Below are 22,690 nucleotides of genomic sequence, written 5' to 3' on the forward strand. Positions count from 1 at the left end.
TGGCAGGCTGCGTATCCTCAAACTTCTCCCGCTCTTCTACTCCGGAGCTTTACTCGGCTTTAGATACACAGCGTGACGGTTACACAGCATCGTTAAGCAGTAGCTCATCGTTCGAAATCGTATCAACACACACTGATGGTACGCGGCTTTGCCGCGTTGTAAACATAGATCAACCCGACCGTTTCGTTACAGAAAGTTTTTGTAAAGTGAGGGGCGGCGAGTGGCGCTGAGCGGAGTCGCTCAGTCAGTAGAGAGATATCAATTAAGGTCGAGCGGCGGTGAAATCCAAGTTAGCTGTCCGCCTCTTTTCGCGCGACTACTTTCGGCGACATTATCGGGCTGGGAAATTGAGCGGGCAAGAATTGAAAAAAAGCCGGACGTCACGATAACGTTTTCCGATGGCGTCTTTCGGGTAGCTTCAGAACGGCTGGGTATTGTTTCTAGATACTCAGATCTAATGGACGTCTTAAACGTTTTATTTAACATCCTAGCCAAAATTTACTGGCAGCGTATTTCTACGAAGACGATGATTCATTGTGCCGCTTTCGTTACGGATAGCGGTGTTAGCACTCTAGTCCTAGGCTCTAAAAAAGTAGGCAAGTCATCTTTAACTTGGAAAAATGCGTGCTACGGCGGCACGGTTTTAGCGGATGATATTTTACTGTGGGACCAATTAACTGGTGAATTTGAATGTTTAGGTCTGCCAGTGCGGCTCAGGCGTCCAGTCCGTTGGCATGGTAACGCCGGACTAGTCAAAAAAGGTGTCATTGCAGGTAAGCACCTCGCATACACTCGAAATTCAATTATCGCCATAGCACCCGCAGGTTATGTTTTTATTCCCGAAGAAATTTTGTTCGCTAAAAGTGTTGGGGTTTTCAAACCAATTCCATTAACAAAAATAAAAAGGATGTTGTTGGATAGCCGAATTAGTTAACGGGAGCAACGCGCGCGCGCGGGAGCAAACACGCAGCCACGCGAGCGTGGGACGCGCAACAAAAAAGGTGGATAAAAGGGTGGATGATCGCCACGCATCAACCACGAAGACAATGATATTTAATGATAATTGGTCTGAGAGTGGTGCCGCTGAAGGGACTCGAACCCCCGACCCCATCATTACGAATGACGTGCTCTACCAGCTGAGCTACAGCGGCCACGGGCGCGCTCTTAGCAAGGTTGCGCGCGCTTGTGTAGACCTTAATGTGATCCGTGTTTAATTTACGCCACGGGCGGCCTGCACCGCGTCTGCGCCCTTACTGGCGTCCTCCTCATCATCAATGCGGAATTCAGGGCCCAAAGTTAACGTATCCTCGCCCGATACGGGCTCGACGATAGGCTCAGATGGGGCTGTCTGCTGCGGGGTTGCAACTGTTTCAGGCGTTTCCACCGCAGCAGGGCTTGGGCCATCCAAGGCACCCACGATCAAAGGCAGCATCTGTTCAGGCCCTTGGAGCGCGGCCTCACTTTGCGGTGGCACCGCCCAATGCAATGTATCGAACCCATCACAATGGGTGCAGGTTGGGCGCCATTCGGCATGAACATGGCCACAGGCCTCGCACAACCATTGCGGCCCACGCGATGCTGTAACTGCTTTTGCAAGCCAAGCCCGCACCAGACGATCTTCACCGCCTTCGCCGCGCTCAATGGCAGCCATAACAGTCAGGCTACGCGCATCTGGCTCATCCTGTGCCAAACTGCCAAGGGCCTTGCGGGCCTCATCAAATTCCTTGGCGGCGATTTGCAATTCCGCCTCCAAAAGGCGCGCCTCACGGTGGCCTTGATGCTGCTTTAACAAAGGACGGAAGCGTTTGATCCGCGCCTCTGGCGTTTCTTCGGGAACGATTTCGGCAAAGGCCGCGGCTAGATCAGGGTGCGGCACAAGACCCCATGCTTTTTGGATCACCGATGCGGCCTGCTTTGCCTTACCCTCGGCAATCGACATGCGCGCCGCCATCACTGCGGCGGGCACAAGGCTTGGAGATTGCCGATTGGCGGATTTTGCCAGCTCTGTCGCGCGGGCAATTTGGCCATCTGCCAAAGCCTCACGCGCATCGGCAAGGGCCAAGACAGCATCACGGCGCTTATGCACATCGCGCGGCAAAGTGCCTGACCGCAGTTTTGCATTCAATGTGGCCCGTGCCCCTGCCCAATCTTCATATTGCGCCTGAAGACGCAGCAAGGTGTCCTGCATATCCGCATTTTTGGGTCGCAGGGCGAGGGCCTTTTCGGCGAGTTTCAAAGCGGTGTCGGTGTCTCCTGCGGCCAATTTCTGCTGCAACAAGCCCCGAACACCGACAAAACGGGTGCGCTCATCTTGAACCAAGGCTTTGAATGCTTCGGTCGCGCGGGCCTTGTCGTCCGCCATTTCCGCCCCTTGGGCAATCAATAAATTCGTCACCTCTGGCCGCGCCAGCAGCTTCGCCGCGCGCTCTGCTTTACGGATGGCCAAATGCCCTTCACCCGCTGCAAGGGCGAGGATCGAGTCGGACAATGCCTCAAACCCACGTTTTTCACTGCGGCGATTGAAATAACGGGTCAATGCAGTTTCATCGCCATTGAGGAAACGGATACCCGCCACGATCAAGCCCGTGAGGCGCATCAAGATCCACACCAAAACCAAAGCGGCCAGCGCCAACAACACCGAGACAAAAGGTGTCAGAACAAATTCGCGCCCTGCCACCGTGATTAGCGCCACATCACCGATCTCAAGGAGATAGGTGGCCCCAATCGCCAAAACGGCGGTGGCGGCTACGAAAATCAGCGCCTTGAGCATGGACCACAACATCACATCGCCCCCCTTAACCCGCTTGACCGATTGCGGCGCGATAGGTTTCGAAGGCCTCAGTCACAGAGAGACGCGCCTCAACCTGAGCGACCCAATCCGAAAATACGGCTTGGGCAGGGGCAGGCAGGGCCGAAAGTTCGGCCAAAGACAAAGACAAATCGCCTTGATCAACGGCCCCTTGCGCACGGGACAAGATTGCATCTGGGTCATCCCCATCACGCGGGCTGAGCGACCGACCACCAATTTGGCCTTGCAGGAACGCCCCGACGCGCGCGCTCATTGTATCGCCTGCCGTTTCGCGCAAGGCAATTGGCAGCGCATCGCGCGCAAAGGACGCAAATTCCGTGCGGAGCTGCGACAGGCGCACTAGCCCCGTCTCGGCCGCAGCGTGCAACAGGGCGGGGGCGGAGATGCCTGATCCTGCCTCCGCATCAGATAGCGCCGCTGCGAATGGCGCACCGCTTTCCATCGCCAATGTCAGGCGCACAATCGCGCTGCTGGCCTGCAGGCGTGCCACTTCACTGGTGATCGTCTCACGCAACGCGGCGAGTTCGGTTTCAGCATCTTCTGAAACGGCCTCAAGCGCGCCCCGCTGGCTGTCTACTAGGGCCTGCAATGTGGCAATCTGCTGATCCAACGCGACACCATTTGCCCCTAAAAGTGAAACATCTATACCTTCGGGGCGGGCTTCAAGCATGGCAATGCGCGATTGCAGATCGGAGAGCGCATTGGCTTGCGCCGCAAGATCGGCGTCAAGCGCATCAAGCTTGGCGGTGATTGGGGTCAAATCAACCTGCGGCACCGAGACTGCATCAAGATCCGTACGAAGATCGGCCAAACCCGCCTCAAGCGGAGCAAGATCGACTGTGGCTGCCCCTTGGCCTGCGAGGCCTGCGCGCAGTTCATCCTGTGTTGCCTCAATAGCAGAGAGACGCGCAGCAATATCATTGGAGGGCTCCGCGCTTGGCAAAAGACTGGCCGTAACGAAGCCAAGCCCTGCAGCAAGGCCACCCCCTAAAACCATCGGCCAGACCGAATTGCGCGGCTTTGGTAAAGGCGGGGCAGCAGGCGCTGTATCGGATTGGCTTGGAACAGCATCCGTTGCGGGTCTCGCTGTCGCTTTCGGCGCAGGTTTTGCAGTGGCCTTTGTCGTGGTCTTTACAGCCGCTTTGGGTGTCGCCTTCGCTGAGGTCGATTTGCGCGCCTGTGATGGTGTTCGCTTTGAACGCGACCCTGTCGAAGCCTGCGAAGATGTTGATTTTTTTTCCGCCATACAGACCTCTTACCCGTCAGAATCATGCTGTCCAGTTACATTGACAGCGTTTTTCAGCAGCTTAGAGCAGCCATCCCATGCGCTCAAGCCTTGCAGGCGACCCGATCGCGCCTCTAGCGAAGATATCTCGCTAGCGCATCAATCATCGCGCCTGCATTAGGGGATTGCGCCACAGATACCCGCGCTTGAAACGCGGCAGGGATGGCGTCAGCAGTCGCTGCACTGATCGCAACAAGCCGCAAATCCGCACGCATGTTTTCTGGCAAAGCCGCAAAAAACAAGGCTGCAGAGCGGGGTGAAAACAGCGGGACAACAATCGACCTATCACTTTGAAAAAGTGAGGTAAATTCAATATCAGGCGCCAGTGCAACCTGCTCGTATATCGCCAAGTGATCAGCAGTCTGGCCTGCAGCTTGCAAGACCTCGCACAGATCGCCCGCTTGGTGGCGCCCATGCAGATGGATCACCCGCGCCGAGCGCGGCAGATCGGCCAAGATCAACGCTGAAAGATCGGTGACATCACCCTCCGCAGATCGCGCCACGAAACCCAAAGCCTGCGCCGCGTGCGCGGTTTTTTGCCCAACACAATAGGCTGTGACCCCCAAAGCTGCGTCAGGTTCCTTTGACAATTCAGCAAAGGCAGAAACGCCGTTTTCCGAGGTGAACACGACCGCATCATAGCGCGAGATATCCACATCCACTGGGATCACAGACATCGTCATCAGCGGATGGATCGAAAGCGCGGGCCGCTGACCCAAAGCCGCCGTCATCTCATCAGCAAACCGCTGCGATTGCGCAGCAGAACGGGTCAGAAGGATCAAGGGGCAAGCATTGTCAGCCATAGTCTGCAATGATACCTGCCTTACGGAGCGCTTACAATTGGCTTCCATCGCAGATATCTTTGGTCTGCAATGGGCGAAGGATCCACGGGGCATGACCGCAGGGCAAAGACTAACCATCTTGGGGCTGGAATCGAGCTGCGATGATACGGCCGCTGCGGTGCTGCGCCGCGAGGCTTCGGGGGATCTTGTTCTTCTGTCTTCTGTTGTGGCAGGTCAAACGTCCCTGCACGCCGAATTCGGTGGCGTGGTTCCCGAACTGGCCGCGCGCGCCCATGCTGAAAAATTGGATCACATGGTCGAAGAGGCTTTGGCGCAGACAGATATCCCCTTAGCCGACATAGACGCCATCGCGGTCACTGCGGGCCCTGGTCTCATTGGCGGCGTTTTGTCAGGCGTGATGGCCGCCAAAGGATTGGCTTATGGTCTCGGCAAGCCCTTGATTGGGGTCAATCATTTGGCAGGCCACGCCCTGACCCCACGCCTGACAGATGGGATGCGTTACCCCTATATGATGCTCTTGGTTTCAGGGGGGCATTGCCAGTTTTTACATGTCAAAGGCCCTGACAATTTCACGCGCCTCGGGAGCACAATTGACGATGCCCCAGGCGAAGCCTTCGATAAGGTTGCACGGATCATGGGATTGCCTCAACCTGGTGGGCCATCAGTGGAAAAGGCGGCACAATCTGGGGATGCCCGCCGATTTTCACTTCCCCGTCCGCTCTTGGATCGCGAGGGCTGCGATATGTCATTCTCAGGCCTAAAAACGGCTGTGCTGCGCCAACGTGATCAATTGGTTGCCGCCCAAGATGGGCTTTTTGAACAAGACCGCGCGGATATTTGTGCCAGTTTCCAAGCTGCAATGCGTGATGTTTTGGCCGAGAAATCACGCCGCGCCTTGGCCTTGGCAGATAGGATCACGGGCTTCGCTGTGGCGGGTGGGGTGGCCGCAAATCAAACCCTGCGCAAGGCGCTTGAGGCTGTCTCGGATGAGGCCAATACGCCATTTGTCGCGCCACCATTGGCCCTATGCACAGACAATGCTGCTATGATCGCTATGGCGGGGCTAGAACGCTATCTCGAAGGGGCGCGGGATGACATGACGTTATCCGCACGCCCACGCTGGCCCTTGGACCAAAGCGCCCATGCCATGCTTGGCTCAGGAAAAAAGGGGGCGAAGGCATGATTGATATCGCAGGCGCAGGCGCCTTTGGCACAAGCCTTGCCATAGCATTGGCCCGTGCGGGTCGGCCCGTTCGCCTTTGGGCTCGCAATGGTGCCGAAAACATGCGCCAATCCCGCGAAAATGCGAAACGTCTGCCCGATATCCGCTTGCCTGACCAAGTAGAGGTCACGGAGGATTTAGACGCGCTGAGAAGCGATATTTTGCTAGTGGCCATTCCCACGCAAAAGCTTGGGTTATTTTTAGATGGCTATAGGCCGCGCGCGGGTCATCTTGTCTCCTGCGCGAAGGGGATTGATTTGACCACGGGTCTTGGCCCTGCATCCCTGCTGAGCGCACGATTTCCAGACAAAGTTGCGTCACAGCTCACGGGTCCCAGTTTCGCGGTCGATATCGCGCGCGGCCTGCCAACTGCCCTGACCTTGGCGTGTCAGGATGCGACCGCCGTGACTGCGCTGCAAAAGGCGCTATCCACGCCCAATTTGCGCCTTTATGGAAGCACAGATGTTATCGGGGCAGAGATGGGGGGCGCCCTTAAAAATGTAATCGCCATTGGGGCAGGTGCAGTCATAGGGCGGGGCTTGGGCGAGAGCGCGCGCGCCGCCTTTATGGCCCGCGGCTTTGCCGAAATGCGTAGGATCGCACACGGGTTTGGCGCGATAGATGAAACGCTTTCAGGACTGTCGGGACTTGGCGACTTAATCCTGACCTGCACTTCGGAAAAATCGCGCAATATGCGCTTTGGCCTCTCCCTGACCCAAGGCACAGCTTGGTCGGAGGACAGCACAGTTGAGGGGGTTGCGACCGCGCGGGGCTTGGCCGCGCGGGCTGAGATTGACACACCCCTTGTCGATGCTGTGGCTAAGCTGAGCGCAGGTGAAGTAGAGTTTGACGAAATAACAGAGGCGCTTTTGGCGCGCCCTTTGACAATGGAGTAAAGAAAATGCGTTACGCGTTGATGTGCACAGACAAGGCCGAAGCCCTACAAACCCGCCTTGATAACCGCGAGTCCCATTTGGCCTATATCGCCGAGACAGGCGTGGTTGAAATGGCAGGCCCACTTTTGGATGAGGCGGGCAAGATGATCGGATCGCTCATCATCATCGAGGTCGAAACCCGCGCAGATGCCGAAGCTTGGGCCACAAATGATCCTTACGCAAAAGCAGGTCTTTTTGCGAAAACCCGCATCGAAGCATGGAAAAAGGTCATCGGCTGATGGCGTATTGGCTGTTCAAATCCGAACCCGACACGTGGAGTTGGGCGCAGCAATGTGCCCGCGGGGATCAAGGAGAGGAATGGAACGGCGTGCGCAATTATCAGGCGCGTAACTTCATGCGGCAAATGGAAATTGGGGATCAGGGGTTTTTCTATCATTCCCAGACCGAAAAGGCCGTGGTGGGCCTTGTCGAAGTCATCGCCACAAGCCACCCCGACAGCACCACGGACGACCCGCGTTGGGACTGCGTGGACATAAAAGCCCTCCATCCCATGCCCCGACCTGTGAGTTTGGAAATGGTTAAAGCCGAGCCCCGTCTTGCAGAAATGGCCTTGCTGCGCCAATCGCGCCTCTCAGTGCAACCCGTGACACCAGAGGCTTGGGATATCATCTGTAAAATGGGTGGGCTGGAATAAAAAAGGAGGGCCCCGATCAGATCGGAACCCTCCGCCACCCACGCGCTCTTCTCGCTCCGCACGTGTTCGAATGAGGGCCCGCCATACTGATCAGGCAGGGTGTGGATAACATAACCGCCTGCAAGCAATCAAAGAAAAAGCACCTCGAATTTTATCGATCACATATGAAGACCCCCAACAGCGCCGTGGCAGTTGGGGGCCTGTTTGACTGATAAAGCGGTCAGGGTCAGCGATAGACGCTTTCTTTGCCAAAATGCTTGACCAGCATGTAATAAATCACAGCGCGGTATTTGTTCCGCTCTGAGCGACCATAGATTTCGATGACGCTATTGATCGCATCCATCAACTGAGGGCCATCGGCCAGACCCAGTTTCTTGATCAAAAAATTATTCTTCACCGTTTCCAATTCGGACGGTTGGCTGCCTGCCACTGTTGAGGCATCCGCATTGTAAATGGATGGCCCTAGACCAATCGTCACCTTTGTCAGAAGATCCATATCCGCATCCATGCCACATTTGTTTTTCAAATCGCCCGCATATGTGCGATTAAATCATCACGTTTGCCCATCACAAACTCCCCCTAAAGACACATTGGCCCGAAGGGTAATCCCATCGGGCTAAGGGTAGACTGGCAAGTCGCATATAGAAAATAAACCTAAAAATAAAAGATCGGGCGTTTTGCTCGATCTTTCAATCTTTTCAGCCATATCGCGCGGGGTCGCGCGTCAGTAGCGGTAATGCTCTGGCTTGAACGGACCTTCAGGCTGAACGCCGATATAATCCGCTTGGGATTTATCCAGCTTGGTCAGCTTCACGCCAATCCGATCCAAATGCAGACGGGCCACTTTCTCGTCCAAATGCTTGGGCAGAATGTAAACCTCGTTCTTATAATTCCCGCCATTCTTCCACAGTTCAATCTGCGCAAGCACCTGATTGGTGAAAGAGGCGGACATCACGAAAGAGGGGTGGCCTGTAGCATTGCCAAGGTTCAACAAGCGGCCTTCAGACAAAAGAATGATGCGGCTGCCCGAGGGCATTTCGATCATATCCACTTGCTCTTTGATATTCGTCCATTTGTGGTTTTTCAAAGCCGCAACTTGGATCTCATTGTCGAAATGGCCGATATTGCCCACAATGGCCATATCCTTCATCTCACGCATATGTTCGATGCGGATGACGTCCTTATTGCCCGTGGTGGTGATAAAGATGTCGGCACTTGCGACCACATCTTCCAAAAGCACCACTTCAAAGCCATCCATGGCCGCTTGCAGCGCACAAATCGGGTCAACCTCGGTGACTTTGACGCGCGCGCCCGCGCCGCGCAAACTCGCGGCGGAACCTTTGCCCACATCGCCATACCCACAGACGACAGCAACCTTACCCGCCATCATCGTGTCAGTCGCGCGGCGGATGCCGTCAACGAGCGATTCCTTACAGCCGTATTTATTGTCGAATTTCGACTTTGTGACGCTGTCATTGACGTTGATCGCAGGGAAGGGCAACTGACCCTCACGCACCAATTGATAAAGGCGGTTCACGCCTGTGGTGGTTTCCTCAGACACGCCCTTGATCTGGTCGCGCACTTTGGTAAACCAGCCCGGGCTTTGCGCCATGCGCTTTTTGATCTGCGCTTTGATCACTTCTTCTTCTTCAGATTGCGGGACGGGGATGATGTCCTCGCCCGCTTCAGCGCGCGCGCCCAAAAGAACGTAAAGGGTCGCATCGCCGCCATCGTCCAAGATCATGTTGGGGCCATCCTCAAAGAGGAAGGATTTATCAAGATAATCCCAATGCTCTTCCAAGGTTTGGCCTTTGATCGCGAAAACAGGAATGCCGGCCTTGGCAATCGCGGCGGCCGCGTGATCTTGGGTCGAGAAGATATTGCAGCTTGCCCAACGCACATCGGCACCCAAAGCCGCCAATGTTTCAATCAAAACGGCGGTCTGAATGGTCATATGCAAGGAGCCGACAATGCGCGCGCCTTTGAGGGGCTTTTCTGCGCCATATTCTGCACGCAATGCCATCAAGCCTGGCATTTCCGTTTCAGCAATGTCCAATTCTTTGCGGCCATAATCGGCAAGGGCGATATCTTTGACGATGTAATCGATCACGAGTGCAGCCTCCTTGAGGGCGGATAATCATGTCTCTAATTTGGCGTGGCCATAGCAGCCTTGCGGCCGCACGGCAATGGCGCTGCGCCCATTCGCGCGGGATGCGTTGCATCTGAAGCGAGGGGCTTTATGGTTTCGCAAAACGTGAAGGACAAAAGAACCTATGCCGCGCTCAACACCCATCCGTGCTTGGCAACGAATGCTATCGGGTCGAAGGCTAGACCTGCTTGATCCCACACCCGTTGATATCGAGATCGAGGACATTGCCCATGGCCTCGCGTTCGTAGCGCGTTGGAACGGCCAAACGCGCGGCGATTATCCGTATTCCGTGGCTGAGCATTCGCTGTTGGTTGAACAGATTTACGACCTGCAACATCCCAACGGCCCCGTGAAATGGAATCTGGCTGCGCTTTTGCACGATGCGCCCGAATATGTGATTGGCGATATGATAAGCCCCGTTAAATCCGCCGTAGGGCCCGGATATGGGGAGTTGGACGCACGCTTAACCGCTGCAATTCATCTGCGGTTTGGCCTGCCTGCTGAATTGCCCAGAACTGTCAAAACACGGATCAAACAAGCGGATCGCATCAGCGCGTGGATCGAAGCCGTGCAAATCGCAGGCTTTTCAGAAGCCGAAGCAGATCAATTTTTTGGCAAGCCCGAAGCCAAGCTTCTGTCGCAAATCACCCTTGCGCTGCGCCCACCCGCAGAGGTGCGCGCAGATTTCACCGCACGGTACAACGCTCTCATCGCGCGGATTTAAGACTTACTTAGGGCTGCGCTTCGCCAAAATCCGTTGCAACGTGCGGCGATGCATATTCAAGCGCCGTGCCGTCTCGGACACATTGCGATCACAGAGCTCATACACGCGTTGAATATGCTCCCAACGCACGCGGTCAGCGCTCATCGGGTTTTCGGGCGGTGGGGGGAGATCATCATCACTGGCCAAAAGCGCGGCGGTAATGTCATTTGCGTCCGCTGGTTTCGACAGATAATCAGTCGCGCCAATCTTTACCGCAGCGACCGCAGTTGCAATCGCGCCATAACCCGTCAAGACGACAATTCGCGCATCGGGCCGTTTCGCGCGGAGTGTTTCCACAACATCCAAGCCATTGCCATCTTCAAGCCGCAAATCGACAACCGCATAAGCAGGCGGGCGGGCCATCGCGATGGCTTTCCCTGCTGTCACAGTTTCGGCGGCTTCGACCTCAAAGCCACGCTTTTCCATGGCGCGCTGCAATCGGCGCAGAAACGGCTCGTCATCATCCACCAAGAGAAGTGACTTATCAGGCCCGATATCCCGTAAACTGCGCTCTTGCGACATTGGCGTTCCTCCCATGGAGCCAGTCTGCCCAAGGCTCTGGCGGCCAAAATTGGTCTATATAGCTTAATTAGGGAGAAAATCTGCGCGGGTCAAATGCACGATGTCCGTGACCCACGCAAAGTGATTTGCAAGCAATGGTTTAGCTGCTTGCATCGAGGAAACACTGCACCGCATCTGCCATCTCTGCAGGGGCAGTATCGCGGCGGAAGAATTCGACAAACCCTGCATCAGGCAACACCAAATAGGTAAAAGTCGAATGATCCACCAAATAATATGGATCGCTCCCATCGTCATGGCTGTTGTAATAGGTGCGATACGCACGGCTTGCAGCGGCAACTTGTGCATCACTCCCCGTCAGGCCGATCATATCGGGGTGAATGTTTTCGGTAAATTCGCGCAGCCTTTCGGGCGTGTCGCGCTTGGGATCAATTGAAATAAAAACCGGCAAGACGGCTTCACCGCGTGCGGCGAGAATATCCACCACTTCTGCATTGCGCACCGTGTCCAGCGGGCAAACATCAGGACAAAACGTGTAGCCAAAATAAAGCAAGGTTGGCTCAGTGATCAGCGCCTCGCTTGTGACCAACGCGCCGTCCTCAGTGATCAATTCAAACGGGCCGCCAATGGTATCAGACCCGCCCGCGATAACGGTTGAGCGGCATTGCGCATAGGCATCCTCGTTTTGAACAAGCCCCGTGCCGCCAAGCGCGCTTGGTTGTTGAAACAATGTCAAAGGCGAGCGCCCTTGCAAGATCAATGCCGTTGTCCCACCCAAAACCAGAACGAGAATTGCAAAGGCACCAATTGCAAAATACCGTGTCATGAAGCAGCCTTTCACCGCGTTAGTCCCATGTGGAGCAATCTATTGCGAGACCCGCAGAAATTCATCCCCACCTGACTGTGACAGAAAGCCCCAATGACCAAAGACCCCGCCCAAAGATTATTTGCCGATGATGCGCGCAGCGATTGGGTGCGATTAGAGACGCTGTTGCTGTTGCGCTGGTTGGCGATCATTGGCCAGACGATCACTGTCGCCATTGCCGCCTATTTCATTGGCCTTCGGGTGGAATTGGGCCTGTGCTTTTTGGCCATTGGCGCGAGTGTCATCTCCAATCTTGTCGCGATGGCTATTTTCCCACGCAGCCAGAGATTGTCTGATCGCGATGCGATGCTTACCCTTCTTTTTGACCTTACACAGTTGGGGTTTTTGCTGTTTCTGACAGGGGGGTTAAACAATCCTTTCGCCTTGTTGATCTTGGCGCCTGTAACCATTTCGGCCACCGCACTGACGCTAGGTTCAACCGTCATGCTTGGCGGGATTGCCATTGGTTTGATTACAGTTTTGGCCTTTTACCATGTGCCACTACGCAGTTTGGACGGATCAGTTCTACAAATCCCCCAGCTTTTTTTGCTTGGGTTTTGGATTGCGATTGTCATCGGCATCGTCTTTCTATCCTCCTATGCGCGGCGCGTGACCAAAGAAACGCATTCGATGAATCAGGCTCTCTTGGCCACGCAAATGGCCCTTGCGCGGGAACAAAAGCTCACCGATCTTGGGGGCGTGGTCGCTGCAGCGGCCCATGAACTGGGCACACCCTTAGCCACGATAAAACTTGTCTCTAGCGAATTGGCCGATGAACTGGCTGAGGCGTTATCAAGCCGGCCCGATCTGTTCGAGGATGCAAAATTGATCCGTGACCAAGCGGATCGGTGCCGTGATATCCTTCATTCCATGGGGCGAGCGGGCAAGGATGATTTGCAAATGCGGTCCGCCCCCTTTGGCGAAGTGCTCCGCGAAGCGGCGGAACCCCATGCTGATCGGGGTATTGACCTGCTCTATGATCTGGCACCCGCCCTACCCGATGTCGGCGATGAGGACAGTACCCCGCTTGTGATCTATCGCAAGCCTGAAATCATCCACGGCCTTCGCAATCTTGTCCAAAACGCCGTAGACTTTGCCAATGCGACAGTCTGGATTGAGGCAACATGGGATTTGGCCGAAATCCGTCTTTGCGTCATTGACGATGGCGCGGGTTTTCCCCCTGAGGTGTTAAGCAGGCTGGGCGATCCATTTTTACGCCGCCGCACCAGACAATCCAACAGCCCGCAACGTGTCGGGTATGAAGGCATGGGACTTGGCCTATTTATCGCCAAAACCCTATTAGAGCGTTCGGGCGCGCGGGTTAGCTTTCGCAATTCCAGCGACCCATTCCTGACAGCAGCGGAAAAAGGCGCCAAGCGCGGCGCGGTGGTTGAAGTTGTTTGGCCAAAGTCGCGGATTTGTTTGTCTGAAGAGGAACGAAATACGCCCCTAGGACAAAACAAACCTTTTTCTCCGTGAAAAACCCTCAAAATTTACGATAATTAACAGAATATTAAGATTTAATCCCCAGTGTTATCCACAAGGGGTGTTTATGCCCTTCACGCAGCGCGCGTTCATTCTGAACAGTGAGCGCGCCAATATTAATTGGACGATGCACATCTCTGGGGGGTAAGGGTATGGCCGCAATCGGCGCAAACCCGCTATTCATGGTCGGTGGTGTCAGCTTCTTGGCGGCTTTGGTGGCTAGCCTGATGGTTCAGTTTGTCATTTTGCAACAAGGCCGCAAACTGGGGGAGCGGATGGATCGCATCCCGCAAGATGCAATGCGGAAATATGTGTTTCGCGAAAATTACCTGATTTCAGATGTCGAAGCGACTGATTGGTATTTGGCCGATCCCGAGGATCGCGCAGGCGCTTGGCGCAATCTTGCCCTAGGCTTAGAGCATCTGCACCAATCACAATGCTGATGAATTACGCCACATCACAAAACGGGTAAATATCGAAGGCCGATCCCTTCTCTATGGCTTGCGCCCCGTCTGATCCCTTGTAAACTTGGCGCAATGTCTGATGGATCCGCTGCACCCCTCTCTGATTTGCCGCCTTGCCATGCGCATCTGCGCTTGGCTTCGCCCAAAGCCATGTCAGAATTTGCAGAGGCCCTCGCACCGCTTTTGGAGCCAGGTGATGTTTTGGCGCTTTCTGGTGATCTTGGCGCAGGTAAAACCCATTTCGCGCGTGGGGTGATCCGAACCCGACTCGCGCAAATCGGACGCGTGGAGGACATCCCCTCCCCAAGTTTTACGCTGGTGCAAATCTACGAGGCCCGCCCCTGTGAGGTTTGGCATGTTGATCTGTATCGCCTCGGTGATCCGCGTGATGTGGATGAGTTGGGCCTTAGAGATGCGTTTGAAACCGAAATATGCCTGATCGAATGGCCCGAACGGATGATGGCCGATCTCCCAACGCGCACAATCTGGCTTTCGTTTATATATGACCAAAGCGCCCCTGATCAGCGTCACATCAGGCTCTGTGCGTCCCAAGATCATCCCAAACTTCCGCAACTTTGCGCCTTGGCTGAGAGGTATCCATGACCATGCTCTCACCAGAGGCACGCGCTTTTCTCGACCGCATGGGATGGGGCATGGCCAAGCCAAGCCCAGTTGCAGGCGATGCTTCGGCGCGCAGCTATACCCGCCTGCATCTCTCAGACGACTATAGTGCGGTTCTGATGCAGACGCCTAAAAGCAAAATCAAAAGCCAAGCGGCGTTTCGCGATGTGGCCGCCCATTTGCGCGGCTTGGGCTTGTCGGCGCCCACAGTTTTTGGCGAAGATGCTGATGCAGGCCTCCTCTTGGTTGAGGATTTTGGTGATCAAACCTACAGCGCAATTTTGGATCAAGGCCTGACCCTTGAGGTTGAGCTTTATCGCACCACGCATGATCTTTTGGCGGTTTTGGCGCGGACGGGCGCAATGGGTGGGTTACCCATTTTGGCCGCCGCTGAATTGGCGCGATTGACCGCAGTCACCTTTGAAGAATTGCCCGAAGACCACGCGCTGAAATCTGAACAAGCCGCCTTTCAAAACGACCTACAAGGCCTTGCAACATGGATCTTGCGGGGCGTGCCTGTGACGGTGTTGCGCGATTTCCATGCAGGAAATTTGATTTGGCTACCTGACCGCACAGGGCTGCAACGTGCGGGCGTGATTGATTTTCAAGACGCACTCTGCGGCCCCAAAGGCTATGATCTCGTCTCGCTGATTGATGATGCACGGCGCGATCTGTCGCTGGAATTGCGCACCACATTGATCCGCGATCATGCGCATATTTTGAACATCAGCGAAGATGATATGATCCTGAGGACAAGCCTGCTCTCGCTGCAACGCAACTTCCGTATTTTGGGGCTGTTCCACCGCCTCGCGCGGACAGGGAAACCAGGGTATCTGCGGCATATGCCACGGGTTGCCGCCCATATTCTTCGCGCTTTAGACCATCCAACGCTTGCGCCCTTGGCCGCAACAGCGCGTGCGATCTGCGCGCATTATCTGCAATCCACCGCCAATCACGCCCCCCGCGGTGCAATGATCATGGCCGCAGGGTTTGGCACGCGTATGGGGGCGTTAACCAAAACCACGCCAAAGCCGTTGCTGCGGGTGGCGGGACGAGCCTTGATTGACCATGCGCTTGATGTTGCACACGCGGGGCATGCAGCGCCATGTGTGATCAACACCCATTATCACGCCAATCAAATGCGCCACCATCTGCGCAAAGACGAGGTCATCCTCAGCGAAGAGCAGCCAGAGATTTTGGAGTCAGGCGGCGGTATTCGCTATGCCCTGCGCTACTTCTCGGATACTGCGATTTTTACACTGAATTCTGACAATGTTTGGACGGGCCTAAACCCCTTTGCCACGCTGTCTGCTGCTTGGCGGCCCACAGAAATGGATGCGCTGATGCTGCTCATCCCACGGGACAAGGCCACAGGCCGTCAGGGGGATGGTGACTTGGGCCTTGATGCATCGGGGCGGATTTTGTTTGACGATCCCCAAAAGCCCTATGTGTTCACAGGCGCACAAATCCTAAAGACCGCACCAATCGCCGCAATGGATATCCCCAAGTTCGGACTCCGGATGCTGTGGGAAACCCTTGCGCGAAAGGCGCGGCTGTTTGGTGTCATCCATCAGGGCGGATGGGCCGATGTTGGGCATCCAGAGGGGATCACGTCAGCAGAAGAATTGCTTGCCACCGAAAAGATCGCCCTCACATGAGCGGGCGAAACCTCTTTGCCACCCCCATTGGGGTAGAGTTTACCTCAGCATTGATTGCAGGGCTGGACGCACGGCTTGCAGGGCAGCCACTCGAGGGGATTGCACGCGTGGAAATTTGGGTGAACTCCGCCCGAATGGAACGAAATCTGCGCGCCCAATATCTGCGCAAGGAGGCGGCATTTTTGCCCCGCATTCGGCCCTTCGAGGCCATGGCGCATCTGCCTGATTTGGGTGGTATGGCACAACCCGCCTCAGATTTGCGGCTGCGTTTGCATCTGGCGCAACTGGTCGGACGGCTTTTGGATGCAGCCCCTGATTTAGCACCGCGTGCCTCAATCTGGTCGCTTGCCGATAGCCTTGCCGATTTATTGGCGGAAATGCACGAAGAACGGGTCGCGCCCGAGGTACTAGAGCGTCTGAATGTCGAAGGACATTCAGAACATTGGCAGCGCAATCTAGAGTTCATCAAAATCCTACGGCACTATTTTGAGGACAACCCCGAGCTGCTCACCCAAGCTGCACGCCAAAGCAGTTTGATTGATCGTTTAGCGCAACATTGGCAGGATAACCCACCTGACCATCCCGTGATTATTGCGGGCTCAACAGGGTCACGCGGGGCCACCGCGCGTCTGATGAAGGTGGTTGCAGGGCTTAATCACGGCGCGGTGGTTCTGCCAGGATTGGATTATGATCTGCCGCATGACATTTGGCAGGCGCTTTTGTCGGGCGATGGCCCCACGGGCGGCCTGACGGGGCAAGACCATCCGCAATACCGATTGGCAAAATTTGCGCATGACTTGAATGTGAACCCTTGGGAAATCCCCCGTTGGATTGAAACCACGCCCCATAATGAAAACCGCAATCGCCTTGTATCCCTTGCCCTGAGACCTGCCCCACAAACGGATCAATGGCTTGAGGAAGGGCCAAAACTTAACGATCCCCAAGGCGCTCTGCGCGATGTGAACTTGATTGAAGCTGAAACCCCGCGCGAGGAGGCGATGAGCATCGCCCTCGGACTGCGTCACGCCATCGAGGCGGACAAACGGGTCGCGTTAATATGCCCTGATCGGATTTTGGTGCGTCAGGCCTGTGCCATCCTTGCCAGATGGTCGCTCTACCCTGATGATTCTGCGGGCGTGCCCTTGGGGGAAACAGCATCGGGGCGCTTCTTGCGCCATGTCAGTGATCTGATGCTTGCGCCTTTGACGGGCGAGCAGTTGTTGATCATGCTCAAACACCCGCTTTGTCATTCTGGCGGCGAAGATCGGGGCGCGCATCTGCGCCGCACCCGTGAGCTAGAACAAAAGATGCGGCGGTGTCTGTGGGCGTTCCCAAAACGATCTCAGATTATGGATTGGGCGGCTGAGCAAACCGATGATCCAGACCTGATGATCTGGGCGGACTGGGTTTGCCGCGAATTGATAGATCGGCCCGTCTTGCCACAATCAGGTGCGATGGTTGAGTTCGTGCGCGCACATATCGCCTGGGCCGAGCGTTTGGCAGCGGGCCCTCAGGCTACAACCGAGGCCGAAGCATCGGGCGCACTTTGGCGCCAAAATGCGGGCGAAGAGGCGCTACGCCTGATGAACCGCTTAGGCGAAGAAGCCGATGCCGCAGGCGCAGTGAGCTTGCGTGATTATCGTGACCTCTTTTCTGGCATCCTCAGCGAGGCCCTTTTGCGCAACCCCGTCCGACCACATGCAGATCTGTTGATCTGGGGGCCGATGGAGGCGCGGGTGCAAGGCGCAGATCTTTTAATCCTTGCAGGCTTGAACGAAGGGGTTTGGCCCAATTCAAGCGGCGCTGATCCATGGCTTAATCGCGCCATGCGGGCTGAGGCGGGGTTGCGCCTCCCAGATCGGCGCATCGGCCTTGCCGCGCATGATTTCCAACAGGCACTCGGCGCGCAAGAAGTTTGGCTCACCCGTGCAAAACGCGATGCAGAGTCCGCCACCATCCCGTCCCGATGGCTCAACCGCTTGGTGAACCTCCTTCGTGGCAGCAGCGATGCAAGCCGCGCGGCCTTGAGTGAAATGACCGAACGAGGCGCGTTTTGGTTAAGCCTTGCCGCAGAGATCGACAGACCAGAGGCACAAGACCTAAAGCCACGCGCCAAACGACCTGCCCCGAAGCCCCCCGCCGATGCGCGACCAAAATCCCTTTCGGTGACGCGCATAGAGACCCTCGTGCGCGACCCTTATGCGATTTACGCCCGCTATGTATTGGGTCTGTATAAATTGGGCGAATTAAACGCCCTGCCCAATGCCGCAGATCGGGGAACCGCGCTGCACCGCGTGTTGGAGCGCTTCGTTGACCAATGCCGCAGTGCCGAAGATTTCGGCGACCTGACATCCGCCCGAACAAACCTTTTGACCATGGCCGATGAGGTATTTGCCATAGATGTCCCATGGCCCTCGGCCCAACGGATGTGGCGCGCCAAGCTCGTTAAATTCGCCGATTGGTTTCTTGAAGGAGAAGCGAAGCGGCGCCAAACCCAAACGCCTGAATTGCTTGAGGCCAAAGGATCTTGGCCGATTGCCGAGATTGATTTCACCCTCACCGGCAGTGCAGATCGAATTGACCGCGATCAAAACGGGAATTTATGGATTTACGACTATAAGACAGGATCCGCTCCAACGCCCAAGCAAGAAGCGAACTTTACGAAGCAACTTTGGCTTGAGGCTTTGATGGCCGAAGCGGGCGCGTTTACGGGCAAACCTGAAACCGTTGTAGGGCATGGCTATCTTGCACTTGGGAAACAATCGGATGGCAGCGATTACATCACTGCAGATGATCTGCGCGGCATGTATGAAAGCTTCCTGACACTCATCCGCGCCTATCAGTCGCCCGATAAAGGCTATATCTCACGGCGCGCTGTGTTTGATCAGAATTTTGGCGGCGATTATGATCACCTCGCACGCTACGGGGAATGGGACGAAACAGAACTTCCACCACAGGAGGCTGACCCAGAATGACCCTGACCCCGCAAAAATTTGATGAAGCCACACTGGCTCAGGTGATTTCAGCGGATCCTTTGCGCTCGACCTGGCTGTCGGCCAATGCTGGATCCGGAAAGACGCGGGTTCTGACAGATCGCGTATCGCGCCTCTTGCTGCAATCTGTGCCGCCTGAACGGATTTTATGCCTAACCTATACCAAGGCTGCCGCGGCGGAGATGCAAAACCGCCTTTTCGCGCAACTTGGCAAATGGGCGATGTTAGCCGATGCCGAGTTAATCAAAGCCTTGGCAAAATTAGGGGTAGCCGAAGACGACCTTGGCACAGACACGCTCGCCCATGCCCGCACGCTGTTTGCGCGGGCGGTTGAGGCACCGGGCGGTTTGAAAATCCAGACAATCCACTCCTTTTGCGCCTCAGTTTTGCGGCGCTTTCCTGTTGAGGCGCACATTTCGCCCGCCTTTGAGGAAATGGACGATCGCGACCAGACCGACCTCATTTCGGAAATCCTCGAAGATATGGCCACCGATAGTCTTGGACATGGCCGTATCGCATTGGATGCGGTCGCCCCGTTTGTGTCTGACCTCGATGGGCACGAACTGGCCAAGGCGGTCATCAACAAGCGAGAGGCGTTTGATCCTGCCGCCACAGAAGCCCAACTGCGCCAGTTTTTTGAGCTTGGAACCAAGACCTTTGCAGATCTGATCGCTGAGACATTCATGGGGGATGAACAGGCACTTTGCGATAAATTGGCCAAGCTGTTGACCTATGACAACACTCGCCAAAAAAGGGCCAAGATCACGCTCGAAACCTATGATTGGTCAAAACACAGCCTTGCTTCCATCGCTGCGATAGAAGATGTTTTCGTCAACGGATCAACGGCGAAAACCAATCCAGATCAGGCCAAAGGCGCCACAATTTTCAACACAGATGTGCGCAAGGCAATGGGGGATGATTTCCCTGCGCTCTGCGATTTCATGGAGCGCCTTGCAACAGCGCGGCAGACCCGCCGCGCCTTGACCATGTTTGAAAAATCAAACGCGCTTCATCAATTTGCGGCAGAGTTTCTCACCAGATATGATCGCGCCAAGGAACGGCGCGGTTGGCTTGATTTTGACGACCTGATCCGTCTGACCAATCGACTTTTGACCAAAACCAGTCTGGCCCAATGGGTGTTGTTCCGCCTTGATGGCGGCATCGACCATATGCTTGTCGACGAGGCGCAAGATACCTCTCCCGCGCAATGGCAGATCATTGCAAAACTGGCAGAAGAATTTGCGGCGGGCCAATCCGCGCGCGATGGTTTGACCCGCACAATTTTCGTTGTGGGGGACAAAAAGCAATCCATCTATTCTTTCCAAGGGGCCGATCCCGAAGGGTTTGATCGCATGCGCGATGAGTTTGATCATCGCCTTGCCGCAGTGCAGTCGAAACTCCATAAAAACGTGCTGAAATATTCCTTCCGCTCGGCGCCAAGCATTTTGCAATTGGTTGACCGCGTAGCCGCCGATCAAGCCTATGCAGGTTTGGGTCAAGATGTGGAACACGCGGCCTATTTTAGCGACCTTCCCGGGCGGGTGGATATTTGGCCCGCAATTCCAAAAACCGAAAAAGCGGATATCCCCGAGTGGGACAGCCCCGTGGATTTGGTTCATGACAGCCACCACACCGTGATTTTGGCTGATCAAATCGCTGATTTCATCTCGCAGAAAATCAATTCAAAGCAGATGATCCGCCTGAAAGGGGTAGACCCGCGTCCTGTGCGACCGCGTGATTTTTTGATCTTGCTGCGCAAGCGCAGTGATTTGTTTCACCAAATCATCCGCGCGCTCAAGTCACGGAATTTGCCCATCATGGGCGCGGATCGCCTGCGCATCAGCGCAGAACTGGCTGTGCGCGATCTCACGGCATTGATGAACTTTCTTGCGACACCAGAAGACGATCTTTCACTGGCTGCTTTTTTGCGCTCTCCCCTTGGCGGTTTGAGCGAAGACCAACTTTACGTGTTAGCCCATGGCAGGGCGGGCACGCTGTGGCAGGCGCTCTCTAACCACTCTGCTTACGCGGGGATCGTGTCCACGCTGCGGGAGTTGCGGAACAAAGCTGATTTTGAGAGGCCCTACGAGATTCTGGAAAATATCCTCACCCAAAAAGATGGCCGGCGCGCTTTGATTGCGCGGTTGGGTCAAGAGGCCGAGGATGGGATCAACAGCCTGCTGCAACAGGCGATGAGCTATGAGCGCCACGATGTGCCTAGCATTGCGGGCTTTGCTGCATGGCTTCGGCGCGGGGATGTGACCATCAAGCGGGACATGTCAGGGGATGATGAACAAATCCGCGTCATGTCCATTCACGGGGCCAAGGGTTTAGAAGCCCCGATTGTGATCCTGCCCGATACAGCGCGACAGAATAGTCGTGGCGGGGGTGGGGTTAATCTGCTTCAACCCAAAGACGGGCCACTGATTTGGGCGAATTCGTCAGACGACCTCGATACCGATCTGCGCGAAGTCCACGAGGCGCGCAAAGCCGCGCAGAATGAGGAAGAAAACCGCCTGCTTTACGTTGCAATGACCCGTGCAGAGACTTGGTTGGTCGTCGCAGCCGCAGGTGATTTATCAGCAAAGTCGGGGGACAAACTATGTTGGTATGATCAAATTCGCGCCGCCGCAGAAAACCTGCCCAATGTGAAAGCCATAGACATGGCGGGGCAAACGGGGCTGCGACTGGAGAATGGCAACTGGGATAGTCACGCTCTCGAAACATCTGAACCCGCCTCGCCTCAAGGTGTTTCTGCACAGGTGAAAGCAGCCCTCGCCTCATGGGTGCGACAAGCACCGCCTCCAAAGGCAAAAGACAAACCTGCGCTCAGCCCTTCAGATTTGGGGGAGACACCCGCACCTAGCCCGCAAGAGGCCGCCCTCAAGACCCAATGGCGCGATGCGGAGGCAGCCAAACTGCGGGGGCGGCGTCTGCATCTGTTGTTAGAGCATTTGCCCAAAACAACACCCGCCGCATGGGCTGCAACCGCGCCCATGATTTTGGCGGCTGAGGGCGATTACAGCCCAGAGGAATGCGCCGCCCTCTTGAGAGAGGCAGAGCGCGTCTTGACCCACCCCAATTTGCGTGAGCTGTTTGTAGAGGATGCCTTGGCCGAAGTGCCGCTGACAGCCTTTAACAAAACATTGAACCATCAGGTCTATGGCGTAATCGACCGCTTGATCCTGCGCGATGCAGAAGTGTTGGCGGTGGATTTCAAATCCAATCAAATCGTGCCGCAAAGCCCTGCTGAGGTTTCCGAAGGTTATTTGCGCCAAATGGCGGCCTATGGCGAAATGCTAAGGGCGCTATATCCCACACGGGTCGTGAAATTGGCTATTTTGTGGACAAGTGGGCCAAGCTTGATGGAGCTGCCCGATAATCTTTTAGAACAAGCGCTGCAAAGAGCCGCAGGGAAAGGCGTGGGTTCTTGACGCGGGGCAACGGCATTCATAGGTTCCGTG

General features: G+C 55.5%; 18 protein-coding genes, 1 tRNA gene and 1 pseudogene. 12 read left to right on the forward strand and 8 right to left on the reverse strand.

What is annotated here, in order from left to right; all coding sequences use genetic code 11:
* Positions 1 to 220: 220 nt before the first annotated feature.
* Complete coding sequence (locus AAC636_RS00555) at positions 221 to 934, forward strand: hypothetical protein (RefSeq protein ID WP_340299991.1); 714 nt, start codon at positions 221 to 223, stop codon at positions 932 to 934.
* Positions 935 to 1,075: 141 nt separating this feature from the next.
* Here AAC636_RS00555 and AAC636_RS00560 read toward each other — a convergent pair.
* From AAC636_RS00560 to AAC636_RS00575, 4 genes are all read right to left on the reverse strand, one after another.
* A tRNA-Thr gene (locus tag AAC636_RS00560) sits at positions 1,076 to 1,151 on the reverse strand.
* Between the two features lie 59 nt (positions 1,152 to 1,210).
* Positions 1,211 to 2,782: a heme biosynthesis protein HemY gene (locus AAC636_RS00565; RefSeq protein ID WP_340299992.1), complete on the reverse strand. Its 1,572-nt coding sequence runs from the start codon at positions 2,780 to 2,782 to the stop codon at positions 1,211 to 1,213.
* 13 nt (positions 2,783 to 2,795) lie between these two features.
* Positions 2,796 to 4,055 (reverse strand): COG4223 family protein, encoded by a 1,260-nt coding sequence (locus AAC636_RS00570; protein ID WP_340299993.1) that lies wholly within the window; start codon positions 4,053 to 4,055, stop codon positions 2,796 to 2,798.
* A 113-nt stretch (positions 4,056 to 4,168) separates the two neighbouring features.
* Entirely contained in the window at positions 4,169 to 4,897 is a 729-nt protein-coding gene (locus AAC636_RS00575) for a uroporphyrinogen-III synthase (RefSeq protein WP_340299994.1), read from the reverse strand.
* 91 nt (positions 4,898 to 4,988) lie between these two features.
* Between AAC636_RS00575 and tsaD the strand changes: the two genes are divergently transcribed.
* Genes tsaD through AAC636_RS00595 form a run of 4 tightly spaced genes read left to right on the forward strand, consistent with a single transcriptional unit; the run spans position 4,989 to position 7,709 of the window.
* A complete protein-coding gene (tsaD, locus tag AAC636_RS00580) occupies positions 4,989 to 6,080 on the forward strand; it encodes a tRNA (adenosine(37)-N6)-threonylcarbamoyltransferase complex transferase subunit TsaD (RefSeq protein WP_340301061.1) in 1,092 nt (363 codons plus the stop codon).
* Positions 6,077 to 7,015, forward strand: a complete 939-nt coding sequence (locus tag AAC636_RS00585) for an NAD(P)H-dependent glycerol-3-phosphate dehydrogenase (RefSeq protein ID WP_340299995.1) — start codon at positions 6,077 to 6,079, stop codon at positions 7,013 to 7,015. The genes tsaD and AAC636_RS00585 overlap by 4 nt, the downstream gene beginning before the upstream one ends.
* 5 nt (positions 7,016 to 7,020) lie before the next feature.
* Positions 7,021 to 7,293, forward strand: coding sequence for a YciI family protein (locus AAC636_RS00590; RefSeq protein ID WP_340299996.1), 273 nt, complete (start codon positions 7,021 to 7,023; stop codon positions 7,291 to 7,293).
* Complete coding sequence (locus tag AAC636_RS00595; protein ID WP_340299997.1) at positions 7,293 to 7,709, forward strand: EVE domain-containing protein; 417 nt, start codon at positions 7,293 to 7,295, stop codon at positions 7,707 to 7,709. Before AAC636_RS00590 ends, AAC636_RS00595 begins: the two co-directional genes overlap by 1 nt.
* A gap of 226 nt (positions 7,710 to 7,935) precedes the next feature.
* Here the strand turns inward: AAC636_RS00595 and AAC636_RS00600 are convergent.
* A pseudogene (locus AAC636_RS00600) lies at positions 7,936 to 8,276 on the reverse strand (DUF2853 family protein).
* 157 nt (positions 8,277 to 8,433) lie between these two features.
* The gene (ahcY, locus tag AAC636_RS00605; protein WP_340299998.1) at positions 8,434 to 9,819 is read right to left on the reverse strand and encodes an adenosylhomocysteinase; all 1,386 of its coding nucleotides are present in this window, start codon (positions 9,817 to 9,819) and stop codon (positions 8,434 to 8,436) included.
* Between the two features lie 163 nt (positions 9,820 to 9,982).
* Between ahcY and AAC636_RS00610 the strand changes: the two genes are divergently transcribed.
* Complete coding sequence (locus AAC636_RS00610; protein ID WP_340299999.1) at positions 9,983 to 10,582, forward strand: HD family hydrolase; 600 nt, start codon at positions 9,983 to 9,985, stop codon at positions 10,580 to 10,582.
* A gap of 3 nt (positions 10,583 to 10,585) precedes the next feature.
* On the opposite strand, the gene AAC636_RS00615 is transcribed toward AAC636_RS00610, so the two are convergent.
* Positions 10,586 to 11,143 (reverse strand): ActR/PrrA/RegA family redox response regulator transcription factor, encoded by a 558-nt coding sequence (locus tag AAC636_RS00615; protein ID WP_340243822.1) that lies wholly within the window; start codon positions 11,141 to 11,143, stop codon positions 10,586 to 10,588.
* 139 nt (positions 11,144 to 11,282) lie between these two features.
* Positions 11,283 to 11,966, reverse strand: a complete 684-nt coding sequence (locus AAC636_RS00620) for an SCO family protein (protein WP_340300000.1) — start codon at positions 11,964 to 11,966, stop codon at positions 11,283 to 11,285.
* 93 nt (positions 11,967 to 12,059) lie between these two features.
* Here AAC636_RS00620 and regB point away from each other — a divergent pair, with 93 nt between their 5' ends.
* The 6 genes from regB to addA all read left to right on the forward strand — a co-directional run bounded on the left by regB (position 12,060) and on the right by addA (position 22,660).
* On the forward strand, positions 12,060 to 13,484 hold the full coding sequence (gene regB, locus AAC636_RS00625) for a sensor histidine kinase RegB (protein ID WP_340300001.1): 1,425 nt from the start codon (positions 12,060 to 12,062) through the stop codon (positions 13,482 to 13,484).
* A gap of 158 nt (positions 13,485 to 13,642) precedes the next feature.
* On the forward strand, positions 13,643 to 13,933 hold the full coding sequence (locus AAC636_RS00630) for a hypothetical protein (protein WP_340300002.1): 291 nt from the start codon (positions 13,643 to 13,645) through the stop codon (positions 13,931 to 13,933).
* 93 nt (positions 13,934 to 14,026) lie between these two features.
* Positions 14,027 to 14,557: a tRNA (adenosine(37)-N6)-threonylcarbamoyltransferase complex ATPase subunit type 1 TsaE gene (tsaE, locus tag AAC636_RS00635; RefSeq protein WP_340300003.1), complete on the forward strand. Its 531-nt coding sequence runs from the start codon at positions 14,027 to 14,029 to the stop codon at positions 14,555 to 14,557.
* Entirely contained in the window at positions 14,554 to 16,233 is a 1,680-nt protein-coding gene (locus AAC636_RS00640) for a phosphotransferase (RefSeq protein WP_340300004.1), read from the forward strand. Before tsaE ends, AAC636_RS00640 begins: the two co-directional genes overlap by 4 nt.
* Positions 16,230 to 19,208: a double-strand break repair protein AddB gene (gene addB / locus AAC636_RS00645; RefSeq protein ID WP_340300005.1), complete on the forward strand. Its 2,979-nt coding sequence runs from the start codon at positions 16,230 to 16,232 to the stop codon at positions 19,206 to 19,208. The genes AAC636_RS00640 and addB overlap by 4 nt, the downstream gene beginning before the upstream one ends.
* Complete coding sequence (addA, locus tag AAC636_RS00650; RefSeq protein ID WP_340300006.1) at positions 19,205 to 22,660, forward strand: double-strand break repair helicase AddA; 3,456 nt, start codon at positions 19,205 to 19,207, stop codon at positions 22,658 to 22,660. The genes addB and addA overlap by 4 nt, the downstream gene beginning before the upstream one ends.
* Positions 22,661 to 22,690: the final 30 nt, after the last annotated feature.

Source organism: Roseobacter sp. HKCCD5988 (assembly GCF_037830355.1).
Classification (GTDB): domain Bacteria; phylum Pseudomonadota; class Alphaproteobacteria; order Rhodobacterales; family Rhodobacteraceae; genus M30B80.

Bases quoted from the DNA above. Each gene is read 5' to 3' on its own strand.
- AAC636_RS00565 (WP_340299992.1), bottom strand. From the start codon at position 2,782: ATGTTGTGGTCCATGCTCAAGGCGCTGATTTTCGTAGCCGCCACCGCC.
- AAC636_RS00570 (WP_340299993.1), bottom strand. From the start codon at position 4,055: ATGGCGGAAAAAAAATCAACATCTTCGCAGGCTTCGACAGGGTCGCGT.
- AAC636_RS00575 (WP_340299994.1), bottom strand. From the start codon at position 4,897: ATGGCTGACAATGCTTGCCCCTTGATCCTTCTGACCCGTTCTGCTGCG.
- tsaD (WP_340301061.1), top strand. From the start codon at position 4,989: ATGACCGCAGGGCAAAGACTAACCATCTTGGGGCTGGAATCGAGCTGC.
- AAC636_RS00585 (WP_340299995.1), top strand. From the start codon at position 6,077: ATGATTGATATCGCAGGCGCAGGCGCCTTTGGCACAAGCCTTGCCATA.
- AAC636_RS00590 (WP_340299996.1), top strand. From the start codon at position 7,021: ATGCGTTACGCGTTGATGTGCACAGACAAGGCCGAAGCCCTACAAACC.
- AAC636_RS00595 (WP_340299997.1), top strand. From the start codon at position 7,293: ATGGCGTATTGGCTGTTCAAATCCGAACCCGACACGTGGAGTTGGGCG.
- AAC636_RS00610 (WP_340299999.1), top strand. From the start codon at position 9,983: ATGCCGCGCTCAACACCCATCCGTGCTTGGCAACGAATGCTATCGGGT.
- AAC636_RS00615 (WP_340243822.1), bottom strand. From the start codon at position 11,143: ATGTCGCAAGAGCGCAGTTTACGGGATATCGGGCCTGATAAGTCACTT.
- AAC636_RS00620 (WP_340300000.1), bottom strand. From the start codon at position 11,966: ATGACACGGTATTTTGCAATTGGTGCCTTTGCAATTCTCGTTCTGGTT.
- regB (WP_340300001.1), top strand. From the start codon at position 12,060: ATGACCAAAGACCCCGCCCAAAGATTATTTGCCGATGATGCGCGCAGC.
- AAC636_RS00630 (WP_340300002.1), top strand. From the start codon at position 13,643: ATGGCCGCAATCGGCGCAAACCCGCTATTCATGGTCGGTGGTGTCAGC.
- tsaE (WP_340300003.1), top strand. From the start codon at position 14,027: ATGTCTGATGGATCCGCTGCACCCCTCTCTGATTTGCCGCCTTGCCAT.
- AAC636_RS00640 (WP_340300004.1), top strand. From the start codon at position 14,554: ATGACCATGCTCTCACCAGAGGCACGCGCTTTTCTCGACCGCATGGGA.
- addB (WP_340300005.1), top strand. From the start codon at position 16,230: ATGAGCGGGCGAAACCTCTTTGCCACCCCCATTGGGGTAGAGTTTACC.
- addA (WP_340300006.1), top strand. From the start codon at position 19,205: ATGACCCTGACCCCGCAAAAATTTGATGAAGCCACACTGGCTCAGGTG.